Source organism: Anaeromyxobacter sp. SG66, from assembly GCF_022690805.1.
Classification (GTDB): domain Bacteria; phylum Myxococcota; class Myxococcia; order Myxococcales; family Anaeromyxobacteraceae; genus Anaeromyxobacter; species Anaeromyxobacter soli.
In genome coordinates this window covers 1-12143 of the sequence record NZ_JALCZC010000043.1, presented here as the reverse complement: position 1 = coordinate 12143, position 12143 = coordinate 1, and the positions used below count along the sequence as shown (strand labels likewise).

Annotated in this window: 14 protein-coding genes; 8 read left to right on the top strand and 6 right to left on the bottom strand. The window is 72.6% G+C overall.

From position 1 onward, the window contains the following. Positions 1 to 235 precede the first annotated feature (235 nt). From MNZ39_RS13405 to MNZ39_RS13375, 7 genes are all read left to right on the top strand, one after another. A complete protein-coding gene (locus MNZ39_RS13405; protein WP_242339280.1) occupies positions 236 to 892 on the top strand; it encodes a Crp/Fnr family transcriptional regulator in 657 nt (218 codons plus the stop codon). Positions 893 to 941: 49 nt separating this feature from the next. Further along, on the top strand, positions 942 to 1154 hold the full coding sequence (gene tatA / locus MNZ39_RS13400) for a twin-arginine translocase TatA/TatE family subunit (protein ID WP_242339278.1): 213 nt from the start codon (positions 942 to 944) through the stop codon (positions 1152 to 1154). A 407-nt stretch (positions 1155 to 1561) separates the two neighbouring features. Beyond that, positions 1562 to 1984 carry a universal stress protein gene (locus tag MNZ39_RS13395; RefSeq protein WP_242339276.1) on the top strand — a complete coding sequence of 141 codons (423 nt, stop codon included), beginning with the start codon at positions 1562 to 1564 and terminating at the stop codon, positions 1982 to 1984. 113 nt (positions 1985 to 2097) lie between these two features. After that, complete coding sequence (locus tag MNZ39_RS13390; RefSeq protein WP_242339274.1) at positions 2098 to 3249, top strand: sensor histidine kinase; 1152 nt, start codon at positions 2098 to 2100, stop codon at positions 3247 to 3249. A gap of 14 nt (positions 3250 to 3263) precedes the next feature. Further along, positions 3264 to 3980, top strand: coding sequence for a response regulator (locus MNZ39_RS13385; RefSeq protein ID WP_242339272.1), 717 nt, complete (start codon positions 3264 to 3266; stop codon positions 3978 to 3980). Further along, positions 3977 to 5098: an ATP-binding protein gene (locus MNZ39_RS13380; RefSeq protein WP_242339270.1), complete on the top strand. Its 1122-nt coding sequence runs from the start codon at positions 3977 to 3979 to the stop codon at positions 5096 to 5098. The genes MNZ39_RS13385 and MNZ39_RS13380 overlap by 4 nt, the downstream gene beginning before the upstream one ends. 60 nt (positions 5099 to 5158) lie before the next feature. Further along, complete coding sequence (locus tag MNZ39_RS13375; protein ID WP_242339268.1) at positions 5159 to 5677, top strand: PH domain-containing protein; 519 nt, start codon at positions 5159 to 5161, stop codon at positions 5675 to 5677. A gap of 29 nt (positions 5678 to 5706) precedes the next feature. Here the strand turns inward: MNZ39_RS13375 and MNZ39_RS13370 are convergent, their stop codons facing one another. From MNZ39_RS13370 to MNZ39_RS13345, 6 genes are all read right to left on the bottom strand, one after another. Further along, positions 5707 to 7140, bottom strand: coding sequence for a sigma-54 dependent transcriptional regulator (locus MNZ39_RS13370; RefSeq protein WP_242339313.1), 1434 nt, complete (start codon positions 7138 to 7140; stop codon positions 5707 to 5709). A 137-nt stretch (positions 7141 to 7277) separates the two neighbouring features. After that, the gene (locus MNZ39_RS13365; RefSeq protein WP_242339266.1) at positions 7278 to 7952 is read right to left on the bottom strand and encodes a TatD family nuclease-associated radical SAM protein; all 675 of its coding nucleotides are present in this window, start codon (positions 7950 to 7952) and stop codon (positions 7278 to 7280) included. A 115-nt stretch (positions 7953 to 8067) separates the two neighbouring features. Further along, positions 8068 to 8376 carry a TraR/DksA C4-type zinc finger protein gene (locus MNZ39_RS13360; RefSeq protein WP_242339264.1) on the bottom strand — a complete coding sequence of 103 codons (309 nt, stop codon included), beginning with the start codon at positions 8374 to 8376 and terminating at the stop codon, positions 8068 to 8070. A 173-nt stretch (positions 8377 to 8549) separates the two neighbouring features. Continuing rightward, complete coding sequence (locus tag MNZ39_RS13355; RefSeq protein ID WP_242339262.1) at positions 8550 to 8945, bottom strand: hypothetical protein; 396 nt, start codon at positions 8943 to 8945, stop codon at positions 8550 to 8552. Positions 8946 to 8956: 11 nt separating this feature from the next. Then, positions 8957 to 10102 carry a zinc-dependent alcohol dehydrogenase gene (locus MNZ39_RS13350; RefSeq protein WP_242339260.1) on the bottom strand — a complete coding sequence of 382 codons (1146 nt, stop codon included), beginning with the start codon at positions 10100 to 10102 and terminating at the stop codon, positions 8957 to 8959. A gap of 71 nt (positions 10103 to 10173) precedes the next feature. Then, positions 10174 to 10818, bottom strand: coding sequence for a nicotinamidase (locus tag MNZ39_RS13345; RefSeq protein WP_242339258.1), 645 nt, complete (start codon positions 10816 to 10818; stop codon positions 10174 to 10176). Positions 10819 to 10988: 170 nt separating this feature from the next. On the opposite strand from MNZ39_RS13345, the gene MNZ39_RS13340 reads away from it, so the two are divergent. After that, positions 10989 to 12143: 3'-5' exoribonuclease YhaM family protein (locus MNZ39_RS13340; RefSeq protein WP_242339256.1), on the top strand; the 1155-nt coding region annotated here is incomplete at its 3' end.

Genomic DNA, 12143 nt, shown 5'->3' with positions numbered 1-12143 from the left:
GCCGCGGCGCGCGGATCCGTCCTGCGCGAGCGGCCGCGAGACCGCGCGGGGACCGGGTGGAGGAGCGGGTCCCCGGACGAGTCTCCGCAAACCTTGCGCACACCGGAGGGCCCCCGAACCGCAAACGCATTGTCTGCACGGAGCGCCCTATAAAACCCCGGGCGTACGCGGGCCTAGCTCGTGCAAACAGACGCCGATCAAGTAAAAGGAAGTCTGTCGCGGGGGAGGAACTGCGGTGCTCTCGAACGCTCCGGTCTCTGACTGCAACGCCTGCTCGCTGGGTCTCGCTTCGCAGGGGCGCTGCCGGCTGACGCCCACCTCGCGCGAGTCCGGCGCCACGATCTGCGCGCAGGGCGAGCGCCCCCGGACCGTCTATTTCGTCAAGGAAGGCTTCGTCGCCCTCTCGGCGGTGAGCCCGCGCGGCTCCGAGCTGCTCCTCTCGCTCCGCGGGCCGACGTCGCTCCTCTGCACCGAGTCGCTGCACGGCGAGCCCTCGCCCTTCGAGGTCCGCGCGCTGTCGCGCGTGAAGATCTGCGGGATCGGCGGCGACGCGATGTCCCAGTGGATCGGACCCGAGAAGAGCGCCGCGCGGGTCGTGCTCGATCTCCTGCTCACCGAGTCTCGCGCCCAGCGCGACGAGGTGAACTGGCGCCAGGGCGACTGCCTCTCGCGCGTCGCGCGCTTCGCGCTCGCTCACGCCCGCTTCCTCGCGGATCGCCCGAACGCGGTTCGCAAGCAGGTGGTGGCTCGGCTGCTGGGGATGCGCCCGGAGACGCTCTCGCGCTGCCTGACGAAGCTCGAGAAGGACGGTGTGGTCGACGCCTCTCGCGGCGTCCGCGTGCTCGATCAGCGCCGCCTCGCGGCGATCGCGATGGAAGACAACGCGGCCTGATCCCTGTTAGAAGAGGGCCGTCGCACCGAGGTTCAGAAAGGACTCCCGCATGTTTCCCAAGCTCGGAATGGGCGAGCTCGTCGTCATCCTGCTCATCGTCGTGATCCTGTTCGGGTCGAGCAAGCTCCCTCAGCTCGGAGCGGGCCTGGGTCAGGGCATCCGCAGCTTCAAGAAGTCGTTCTCGGGCGAGGACGAGGAGAAGCCGGCGGAGCCGAGCGCCTCCTCGCAGGATCAGGCGTCGAAGGCCGGCAAGCAGGCGTAGCCGACCTCGCACCGCGCGACCGCGCGGTCCCCATCTTCCGACTCTCGTCGGGGGCGAGCGCGACCGTGCTCGCCCCCGCGCCTTTTGCGGCCTTACCGGCGCGCTTCCCTTCCCGTTACCTCGCAAATGATCCTCGCCGGCGCGCGGGATGCGTCCCCCCGCCCGGACCCGCTCGAGCCGTCCCACCCCGTGTGGGCGCAGCCTCGCGCGCGCCGCGTTACGCGTTCGCTCGCACAGGCGGTCGCGAGCGGCCTGGAGACGCCCAGGCGGGTTGCGAGCCCGAGGAAAGCACCGGCTCGCGGGCCCGGCCGGCGGGCGAATCGCGCCGCTCCGCGCGGTCCCTCCGGAGCGTGACGCGAAGGCATCCCCCTTGAATGGTTGGAGGGTCACGCAGGGGGGAGAACACCATGAAGCGCATCCTGGTCGCCGTCGACGGCTCCGACTCATCGCTCAAGGCGGCCCGCATGGCCGCCGACATCGCGCTGCGCTTCGGCGCCAAGCTCTCGCTCGTCCACGTCGTCCCGAAGCTGCTGCTTCCGCCGGACGTGTACGGCCTCACCATCGCCGAGGTGGAGCGGGAGCACCGCGCCTACGCGGACCGCCTGCTCGAGCGTGCCGTGGAGGCCATCGAGGAGCCCGCCATCGAGGTCAGCACCTCCGTGCTGTACGGCGCGCCCGCCGAGGCGATCGCCGAGGAGGGCGCGGCGGCCGACGTCGGCATGATCGTCGTCGGGAGCCGCGGCCACGGCGCGGTGGCGCGCATGTTCCTCGGCAGCGTCTCCGACCGGCTCATACACATCAGCCCGAAGCCCGTCCTGGTGGTGCATTAGCCGGCAGCGCGCGCGGCACCGGACGCGCCGCCGCCGGGCCCGTGCGAGGGGGGGCTCCTGGTGCGGCAGCGCCGGGCCGTTCGCCCGTTGACCGGAGGGGGGCGCGCCGCTAGATGAGCGGTGTGCCCGAGACGGTCTTCGACGAGCTGAAGCGGTACGTCCGCTGGGGGGAGACCGACGAGCAGGCGCTCCGGACGCTGCACGGGTTCGCCGCGCCGCAGTTCCAGCTCCTGGCCGAGGAGTTCTACGACCGCATCCTCAAGCACGAGGGGGCGCGCGCCGCGCTCGCGGGCGGCGAGAGCCAGGTCGGTCATCTGAAGGTGACGATGGTCGCCTGGCTCGACCGGCTCCTCGCGGGGCCGTGGGACGAGGCGTACTGGGAGCAGCGCTACCGGATCGGCCGGGTGCACGTCCGCATCGGGCTGCCGCAGCACTACATGTTCGGAGCGATGAACGTGCACCGGACGGGGCTCGCGCGCATCGCCTACGAGGCGTTCCACGACGATCCGGACGCGCTCCAGCGCGTGCGGACCGCGCTCGGGAAGATCCTGGACCTCGAGCTCGCGGTGATGCTGCACACCTACCGCGACGACCTCCTCGCCCAGCAGGCGCGCGTCGAGCGGCTCTCCACCTTCGGTCAGCTCGTCGGCTCGATCGGCCACGACCTGCGCAACCCGCTCGGCGTGATCGAGACGTCGCTGTACATCCTGCGGACGCGCCTCGGCGAGGGCGACGAGCGCGCGAAGAAGCACCTCGACCGCATCGGCGAGCAGCTCGGCGTCGCGAACGGGATCATCACGAACCTGCTCGACATGATCCGTAACCGCCCGCTCGCCCGCGAGCGCGTCGCGCTGGCGGAGGTGCTGGGCGGCGCGGCGGCGGTGGTGAAGCGCCCCGCGGGCGTCACCCTCGACCTCGACGGGCTCGACGCGATCCCGGAGGTGGAAGGGGATCCGGTCCAGCTTCGGCAGGTGTTCGTGAACCTGCTCGAGAACGCGGTCTTCGCCGCGTCGCCCGAGGGCGCCGTGGCGGTCCGCGCGCGCGCGGCCGACGGGAGCGTCGCGCTCGAGGTGGAGGACACCGGCCCGGGCGTCGACCCCGCCACACGCAGGCGGCTCTTCGAGCCGCTCATCACCACCAAGGACAAGGGCATCGGTCTCGGGCTCGCGCTCGTGAAGCGGATCGCCGAGCGCCACGGCGGGACGGTCGAGTACTCCGATCGCCCGGGCGGCGGCGCGCGCTTCACGGTTCGACTGCCCGCCTGACGCGCGAGGTCTCCATGCGCCGCTACCTCATCGTGGACGACAACCGCGAGTTCGCCGAGAACCTCGCCGAGATCCTGCGGGACGCGGGCGACGAGGTCGCCATCGCGGAGAACGGGCAGGAGGCGCTCGAGCTCGCGCACGGGTCCCGCTTCGACGCGCTCCTCACCGACATGCGGATGCCGCTCATGGGCGGCGCGGAGCTCGTGCACGAGATCCGCCGGGTGGACCCGGAGGCCGCCGCGATGGTGATCACCGCCCACGTCGCGGACGACGCGATCGAGGCCGCGCGGCGCGAGGGGCTCCTCGCCGTGCTGCCCAAGCCGGTCGCCGTGGGTCGGCTCCTCGACCTGCTCGCGGTGGCGCGCCGCGACGGGCTCGTCGCCGTCGTGGAGGACGACCCCCGCATGTCGGACAACCTCTGCGAGGCGCTGCGCGGCCGCGGGTTCGCCGCCGTCACGGCCGCGTCGGTGCTCGAGACGGAGCGGCTCGGCCCGGTGAAGCCCTTCTGCGCGCTCGTCGACCTCCGCGTCCCCGGCGGAACGGACGGCGAGGCGATGCGCCGGCTCCGCGAGAAGTTCCCCGGGCTGCCGATGATCGTCGTGACCGGCATCCCCGAGGTCCCGGCGCTCCCGCACGAGGGGTACTTCACGAAGCCGTTCGACACCGCGGAGCTCCTCTCCGCCGTGGAGCGGATCCACCGCCACCGCGGCGAGGCGGTCGCGCGCCCATGAAGGACGCTCCCAAGCCGGCGCGCATCCTCGTCGTCGACGACAACGAGGGGCTGGTCGACAACCTCTGCGAGATCCTGGACGGCGCGGGCTACTCGGCGCGCGGCGCCGGGACCTGCCGGCAGGCGCTCGCGACGGCGCGCGACGGGTTCGACGTCGCGCTCGTGGACCTGCGGCTGCCGGACGGCGACGGCACCGCCCTCGCCCCCCAGCTGAAGGAGCTCTCGCCCGACGGAGAGGTGGTGCTCCTCACCGGCTTCGCCACCCTCGAGTCGGCGGTCGCGGCGGTGCGCGCGGGGGCCTGCGCGTACCTCGTGAAGCCGTGCGCGACGCAGGAGCTGCTCGTCACGGTCGAGCAGGCGATGCGGCAGGTGCGCCTCCACGGCGAGAAGCGCGAGCTCTCGCGGCGCGCCCAGATGGCCGAGCGGCTCGCCACGGTCGGCACCATGACCGCCGGCCTCTCGCACGAGATCCGCAACCCGCTGAACGCCGCGGCCCTGCAGCTCTCCGTCCTGGAGCGCCGCATCCAGAAGCTCCACAAGGACACCCAGGGGCCGCTCCTCGAGCCGCTCACGCTCGTGCGCGACGAGATCAGGCGGCTCGATCACATCCTCGAGGACTTCCTCCAGTTCGCCCGGCCGCGCGAGTTCGTGGCGCGGCCGATCGAGGTGGCCCCGCTCCTGAACCGCATCCTGGATCTGCTCGGCGCCCAGGCCGAGCGGCGCGAGATCCGCCTCGAGCGCGAGCTCGAGCCGGTGCCGCCGGTCGCGGGCGACGAGGAGCGGCTCCGCCAGGTGCTCGTGAACTTCGGGCTGAACGCGCTCGAGGCGGTGAAGGACGGCGGCCTCGTGCGAGTCTCCTGCCGGGAGGTGCCCGCCGCGAGCGGCACCGGCGAGGCGCCGGGCCAGGTCGCGATCGTCATCGACGACGACGGCCCCGGCGTCCCGCCCGAGTCGCGCGACCGGATCTTCGAGCCGTTCTTCACCACCAAGGCGAAGGGCTCGGGGCTCGGGCTCTCCATCGTGCACGCGATCGTCACGCAGCACGGGGGCACGATCACCGTCGCGGAGTCCCCCGAGGGCGGAGCGCGGTTCGTCCTCGAGCTGCCGCAGGCGCGCTGAACGGCGCGATTCGCGTCATCGAAGGTGTCGCGAAGTGGACTGTCGTCTACTGTCTCCGGCATGCACCGCTTCCGCGCTCCCTGGGACCGCTCACTCCGGATCACGACCGCGCTCGTGCTCGTCCTGATCGTCGCCGCCGCGGCGACGGCGCTCGCCGCCGCCGCGCACGCGGGCTGGTCCCTCCCCCGGGTGGCGCTCGCCGCGCTCGTCGCTGCCGTCCCCGTCGGCGCATGGGCGCTCGGGCCCCGCGGCTTCGTGATCGGGGGCGGCTTCCTCCGCATCGAGCGGAACGCCTGGCCGGCGCGACTCGTACCGCTCCGCGAGGTCCGCACGGCCGAGCCCCTCGCCCCCGACGCCCTGCGCGGTGCGCTCCGGCTCCTCGGCACGAGCGGGCTGTTCGGACACTACGGGCTGTTCCGCTCGCGCGCCCTCGGTCGCTTCCGGATGTACGCGACGCGCAGCGCCGGGCTCGTGCTGGTGCGCGCGGGCGGAGCTCAGTACGTCCTCTCGCCGGACCGGCCGGAGGCGTTCCTGGCGACGATGGCCGCGTCAGTCGCGGCGGCTCCGCGCGGGCGCTGAGGTCGCGCCCGGCGGGCGGGCCGCCTGCCCTACTCCGCCCCTTCCGCCTTCTCCGCCTCGAGCTCCCCGTGCTCGCGGGGCTCGCGGTTTCCGGAGGCGTACTCCTTCAGCCGGTACTGGATCTTGCGGACGCTGATCCCGAGGATCTCGGCCGCGCGCGAGGTCGAGCCCCCGACCATCTCGAGGGTGCGGAGGATGGCCTCGCGCTCGATCTCGTAGAGCGTCGCGCCGGGGATGAGGGCGCCCGGGGACCGCTCGCGCGGCCGCGGCCCGCGCAAGGTCGGCGGCAGGTCGTCCGCGGTGAGCTCGGTCGCCTTGCAGAGCACGACGGCCCGCTCGACGACGTTCTCGAGCTCGCGCACGTTGCCGGGCCAGTCGTGCGAGAGGAGGGCGTTCAGCGTGCCCGGCGCGAGGCCGCGGATCTCCTTGCCGTAGGCCTTCGCGTACTTGTCGATGAAGTGGGAGACGAGCGCGGGGATGTCGCCCTTGCGCTGGCGCAGCGGGGGCAGCGTCACCGCGACCACGTTCAGCCGGTAGTAGAGATCCTCGCGGAACTTCCCCGCCTTCACCTCGGCGGCGAGATCGCGGTTCGTGGCCGCGACGAGCCGCACGTCCACCTTGATGGTCTGCGTGCCGCCGACGCGCTCGAACTCCTTCTGCTGCAGGACCCGCAGGAGCTTGATCTGGAGCGCGGGCGAGATGTCGCCGATCTCGTCGAGGAACAGCGTCCCGCCGTCGGCGAGCTCGAACCGCCCCTCCTTGCGGCCGATGGCGCCGGTGAAGGAGCCCTTCTCGTGCCCGAAGAGCTCCGACTCGAGGAGGGTCTCGGAGAGCGCCGCGCAGTTCACCTTGATGAACGGCTTGTCGGAGCGCGGCGACTCCTCGTGGAGCGCCTGCGCGATGAGCTCCTTGCCGGTGCCGGACTCGCCGAGGATGAGGACGGTCGCGCGGGTCGGCGCGGCGCGCTTGACGACCTCGTAGACGGCCTGCAGCTCCGGGGCGTCGCCGACGATGCTGTGGAACCGGTAGCGCTCGCGGACGCGCTCGCGCAGGTTCGCCGTGTCTCGCTGGAGCCGGAGCTTCTCGAGCGCCTTCTCGAGCACGACGATGACGGCGTTCACGTCGAGCGGCTTGACGAGGTAGTTCTCCGCCCCGGCCCGCATGGCCTCGACCGCCGCCTCGACGCTCGCGAAGGCGGTCATCATGACGAACACCGCGTCGGAGCCCTGCTCGCGCGCCCGCTTGAGGAGCGTGATGCCGTCCATGCGCGGCATCCGCACGTCCGCGAGGACCGCCGCGGGGGCGAACCCCGGCAGCAGCGCGAGCGCCTCCTCGCCATCCGCCGCCTCCGCGATCTCGTAACCCTCCTCGGTGAGGATGGTCCTGAGCGCGACGCGCGCGTTTTGCTCGTCGTCGACGACGAGGATCCGCTCTTTCCCCGAGCGGCCGGCCGTGTTCGGAATGTTCACCGTTGCCTCACGCCAAGCGCAAACCGTGCAGGATGCCGCACGTTATGCATGATCCTGCGCGCGAGATCCACCAGATCTCGACGCAAGTCCCCAATCCTACGGGACAAAGCCGCTTACCAACCCCGCCTGGCTCACGCGCTTCCCTGGGGGAGCGAGCCGGCCCCCTCGACCCGACCGAGCCGGTCGAAGGGTCTCCACCGGAACCGGGCCCCGAGTGACTCGGCCACGCTCCGGCACGCCTCCTCGGACAGGCCGGGGAGCGCAACCGCGCTCGCCGCCACATCCGGGATGCAGCGCACCGCGCTGCGGATGAAAGCCTTCACGGACTCGTACGCCGCCTCGCCGTACCGGCTCGGGCAGATCCGTGCGTAGGTCGCGGGGTCCGCCGCGTTGAGCGAGACCGAGACGGCCGAGATCCCAGCGGCCGCGAGCGCGGGAGCGACGTCGTAGCCCTCGCGCAGGGACGCCAGCCCGTCGGTGTCGACCCGCACGCGCTCCACGCCCGCTGCCCGCAGCCTGCGAGCGACCTCGAGCAGGACGGCGAGCCGTCGCGTCGGCTCGCCGAGGCCGGTGAAGACGACCTCGGATCGCCCTGCGATCCCGGCGTGCACGGCCGCTTCCCAGACCTCGTCCGCGCTCGGGTTGCGGGCGAGGCGGAGGTCGAACCCGCCCACCGTCCAGTCGTCGTCGCGGATCTTCGGACAGAAGACGCACGCGAGGGTGCAGGCGCTCGTCAGGTTCAGGTAGAGCGCGTCGCCAAGCGAGTAAGCGAGCGTCGGCTCGCGCTGTGCGATCTCGGGCAACACGGGCGGGTGAAATAGCAGGCCCCCGCCTGGAGCGCTACACGACGACGCCTGCGGGCGGGAGTGACTACCTCTACAACCGCCCGGACCGGCCTGCGATTTCGCTTGAAGCGCCGCGTCAATCCAGGAGGTGCACGTGGCCGCTGCAGGCCAGGCAGTAGCGCGCCTCGGGGATCGCGCGGAGGCGCTGCAGGCCCAGCGGGCCGCCGCAGTTGAGGCAGCGGCCGTAGCTCCCCTCCTGGATCCGCGCGAGCGCCGCGTCGATGTCGGCGAGCTCCCGCCGGGCCAGCTCCGAGACCGGATCGGGCATGGCCTCGTAGTCCGTCCAGCGCGCGGCGGGATCCGCTGCGGCGTGGGACGTTCCCTGGCTGAGTGAGCGGCGGCGACGCAGCAGGACCTCGCGCGCCTCCGCCTCGATACGACTCATGGGGTCCGCCCCTCTTCACGAGGCGTGCCTCCAGGAATCCCGCGTGATTCCGCGATGTACCCGCCAGAGTTTGCGTGCGGCCGAGCAGGTGACGCACGCCTTGCGCAGCGCCGAATGGGGCTCCACGTCCAGAGCCGCCGCGGGTTCGGGGGCGCAGTCCCCGCCTCGACACCTCACCGCCTCAGCGCGCGAGACACGCCCACGTAGCCGACTGCGAGCGCCGCCGCGATGGGCAGGAGCCAGAGGCCCGCCGCGAGGCGGTGCTCGATCACGTCGAGCCTGTCGCCCGCGAGCAGGAGCGCCCAGCGCGTCGCGCGGTGCTCCGGCACGCGATACGCGAGGCGCCGCACCGCGCCGGAGAGCGCTCGCGGCGGCGCGGCGGTGCCGAACACCGGCGTCGCGTGCAGGAGCCCCGACCGCGCGAGCGGCGTCAGGTCGTGCTGCTGCTCGGGCCTGTCCCAGTGCGCGCCGGGGTCCGGTGCGCGCCGCTCGCGCGGCACGCCCGGACGCACGCCCGTGGCGCCGTCGATGCCCGCGCCGGAGACGTTCACTCGACCCGCGTCGTCCATCTCCTCCCCCTCTACGCGCTCGGCACGAGCACGCACTTCACGCAGCCGTCCGCCTTCGCGTCGAAGAGGTCGTATGCCTCCGGCGCGCGCTCGAGCGGGAACCGGTGCGTGATGAGCCCCTTGCCGTCGAGCCGGCCCGCGCGGACGTGCTCGAGCAGGTGCGGCATGTAGCGCTTCACGTTCGCCTGGGCCATCCGGAAGGTGAGGCCCTTGTTCATCGCGACGCCGATCGGGACGAGGTTCGCGGGCGGGCCGTACACGCCGACGATCGAGACGGTCCCGCCCTTGCGGACCGAGTGGATCGCCCAGTGGAGCGCGATCGACGATCCGGGCGCGAGCTTCAGCTTGCGCCCGACGAGCGTCTGCCACGCCGAGCCGGAGGCCTCCATCCCCACCGCGTCGACGACCACGTCCGGACCGTGCCCGCCCTTCAGCGCCTTCAGCGCGGCGATGGGATCGTGCTCGCGCCGAAGGTCGATCGTCTCGGCGCCGGCCCAGCGCTCGGCGAACCCGAGCCGCGCCTCGATCCGGTCGACCGCCACCACCCGCGACGCGCCGAGGAGCCACGCGGAGCGCGCCGCCACGAGCCCCACCGGCCCGCAGCCGAGCACCGCCACCACGTCGCCCTGGCGGATCGCGCCCATCTCCGCGGCCTGGTAGCCCGTGGGCAGCACGTCGGACAGGAGGAGCACGTCCTCGTCGTCGAGGTCGTCGGGGATCTTCATCGGGCCCACGTCCGCGAACGGCACCCGGACGTACTGCGCCTGGCCGCCGTCGTAGCCGCCGGTCGTGTGCGAGTAGCCGAACACGCCCGAGGCGAGGTCGTTCATCGGGTTCGAGGACTCGCAGTCGCCGTACAGCCCGCGCTCGCAGTAGAAGCAGGTGCCGCACGAGATGTTGAAGGGCACGACGAGCCGGTCGCCTGCGCGCACGCCGCGGACCGACGACCCGATCTCCTCGACCACCCCGGTGAACTCGTGCCCGAACGTCGTGCCGACGCGGGTGTCCGGGACCATCCCGTGGAAGAGGTGCAGGTCCGAGCCGCAGATCGCGGCGCGGGTGACCCGCAGGATGACGTCATCCGGGTGCTCGATCCGAGGCGCGGGCTTGTCCCTCACCCGCACCCGGTACGGCCCCTCGTAGACGAGCGCGCGCATCGCCCTCCCCACGGGAAAGGTTCGACGTGCCCGCGCGGAGCGCAAACGGGACGCTCGCGCGGCCGCCCGAGCTAGGCGGTGTCGAGCTCCGAGGAGCGCACCAGGCGGACGCCCGCCCGGGCGAACGCGCGGTCGATCTCGGTCCGGCGCTCCGGGAAGACCGCGCGCGTCAGGTCGTCGAGCACGAAGGTCTCGAAACCCTCGGCCGCCGCGTCCTCCGCGGACCAGAGCACGCAGAAGTCTCGCGCGAGGCCGCACAGGAACACGCGCCGCACGCCGCGCGCGGCGAGCCACGCGCCGAGGCCGGTGGTGGGGCGGTGCCCGTCCGGCCCGACGTTCTCCCGGAACGCGCTGTAGGAGTCCACCGTGAGGTGGATGCCCTTGCGCAGGATCATCGTGGCCGCGACGTCCGGGAACTCCGGGTGGAGGGCCGAGCCGCGGCTGCCGCGCACGCAGTGGTCCGGCCAGAGCTCCTGGGGCCCCTGCGCGAGGGCGATCGTCTCGTAGGGCTTCGCGCCGGGATGGGCCGACGCGAACGAGACGTGTCCCGGCGGGTGCCAGTCCTGCGTCGCCACCACCGTCGCGAAGCGCGGCGCGAGCCGCGCGATCGGCGCGACGATGGCGTCGCCGTCCTCGACGGCGAGGGCGCCGCCCGGCAGGAAGTCGTGCTGCAGGTCGACGGCGAGGAGGGCGTCGTGCTCGCGATCGATTCGCATGCGTCTCCAGTTTAACCGGGGCGCGCGCCGCGTTCCCCTCCTCGCGCGCGCCGCCCTCCGGCCACCCGGCCGGGGGGAAGTCCAGGACCGCGCGCGCCGCGCGAAGAGGCCCGGAACCGGCCGGAATCCGTGTTGTCTCGGGCGCGGGCCTGAGCTAGCTTGCGCGCACCATGGACAAGATCTGGGTCAAGGACGTCAAGGAGGGCGAGCGGCTGAAGAGCGTCTTCCTCGTCGCTCGCAAGGCGGTGCCCACCGCGAAGAGCGGCAAGACGTACCTGTCGGTCACCTTCCAGGACAAGACGGGGGAGCTCGAGGCCCGCGCGTTCGAGCGCGTGGACGAGCTCTCGGGGCTCTTCGACGAGAAGGACTACGTCGAGGTCGAGGGCCCCATCGGCGCGTTCCAGGGCAAGCCCCAGCTCAAGATCGAGACGGCGGCCAAGGTCGCCGACGCCACGGCGCTCGACGCGGCGGAGTTCGTGTGGGCGCCGCCGCCGGAGCCCAAGAAGCCCGAGAAGCCGGGGCCGAGCGAGGGCGAGGACGCGCTCTGGAAGGAGCTCGTCGGCATCGTCGACGTCATCGTCGATCCGCACCTGAAGAGCCTCGTGAAGGCGTTCGTGGACGACGAGGACGTCGCGAGCCGCATGCGCCGCGCCCCCGCCGCGAAGTCCGTCCACCACGCCTACGCGGGCGGCCTGCTCGAGCACACCGTCTCGTCGCTCAAGCTCGCGCACCGGATCGCCGACCACTACCCGCAGGTGGACCGCGACATGCTCGTCGCCGGCGCGTTCTTCCACGACCTCGGCAAGATCCGCGAGATCCAGGGCGATCGGAACGCCGAGTACACCGACGAGGGCCGGCTGGTGGGCCACCTCGTCATGACCGCGCAGTGGGTGCACGACAAGGCCCGGCGCGTGGGCGTGCCGCGCGACCTCGAGCACCACGTCGTGCACATGGTCCTCGCGCACCACGGCCGGCTCGAGTACGGCTCGCCGAAGCCGCCGATGACGCTCGAGGCGCTGCTCACCCACTACATCGACGAGCTCGACAGCCGCGTGAACTCCTGGCTCAACCTGATGGCCAAGGAGTCCGGCTCGAAGCGCTGGACCTCGTCGGACAACGTCTACGAGCAGCAGATCTGGCGGGGCCAGCTCCCCACCGTGCAGGCCGAGAAGAAGGGGCCGCCGGCGGAGCTCATGACGCCCGTGATCTACGTGCCGCGCGAGGGCGGCGGCGCCGGCGGCGGACCGAAGCGGAACAAGCCGCCGCGCGAGAAGCGCGCGCCCGCGCCGCGGCCGCCGCCCGCGCAGGGCGAGGCGAGGCCGGCC

What these genes read in the sequence shown, in the direction of transcription:
- tatA (WP_242339278.1), top strand. Translation starts at nt 942, where the DNA reads ATGTTTCCCAAGCTCGGAATGGGCGAGCTCGTCGTCATCCTGCTCATC.
- MNZ39_RS13395 (WP_242339276.1), top strand. Translation starts at nt 1,562, where the DNA reads ATGAAGCGCATCCTGGTCGCCGTCGACGGCTCCGACTCATCGCTCAAG.
- MNZ39_RS13390 (WP_242339274.1), top strand. Translation starts at nt 2,098, where the DNA reads ATGAGCGGTGTGCCCGAGACGGTCTTCGACGAGCTGAAGCGGTACGTC.
- MNZ39_RS13385 (WP_242339272.1), top strand. Translation starts at nt 3,264, where the DNA reads ATGCGCCGCTACCTCATCGTGGACGACAACCGCGAGTTCGCCGAGAAC.
- MNZ39_RS13380 (WP_242339270.1), top strand. Translation starts at nt 3,977, where the DNA reads ATGAAGGACGCTCCCAAGCCGGCGCGCATCCTCGTCGTCGACGACAAC.
- MNZ39_RS13375 (WP_242339268.1), top strand. Translation starts at nt 5,159, where the DNA reads ATGCACCGCTTCCGCGCTCCCTGGGACCGCTCACTCCGGATCACGACC.
- MNZ39_RS13360 (WP_242339264.1), bottom strand. Translation starts at nt 8,376, where the DNA reads ATGAGTCGTATCGAGGCGGAGGCGCGCGAGGTCCTGCTGCGTCGCCGC.
- MNZ39_RS13355 (WP_242339262.1), bottom strand. Translation starts at nt 8,945, where the DNA reads ATGGACGACGCGGGTCGAGTGAACGTCTCCGGCGCGGGCATCGACGGC.
- MNZ39_RS13350 (WP_242339260.1), bottom strand. Translation starts at nt 10,102, where the DNA reads ATGCGCGCGCTCGTCTACGAGGGGCCGTACCGGGTGCGGGTGAGGGAC.
- MNZ39_RS13345 (WP_242339258.1), bottom strand. Translation starts at nt 10,818, where the DNA reads ATGCGAATCGATCGCGAGCACGACGCCCTCCTCGCCGTCGACCTGCAG.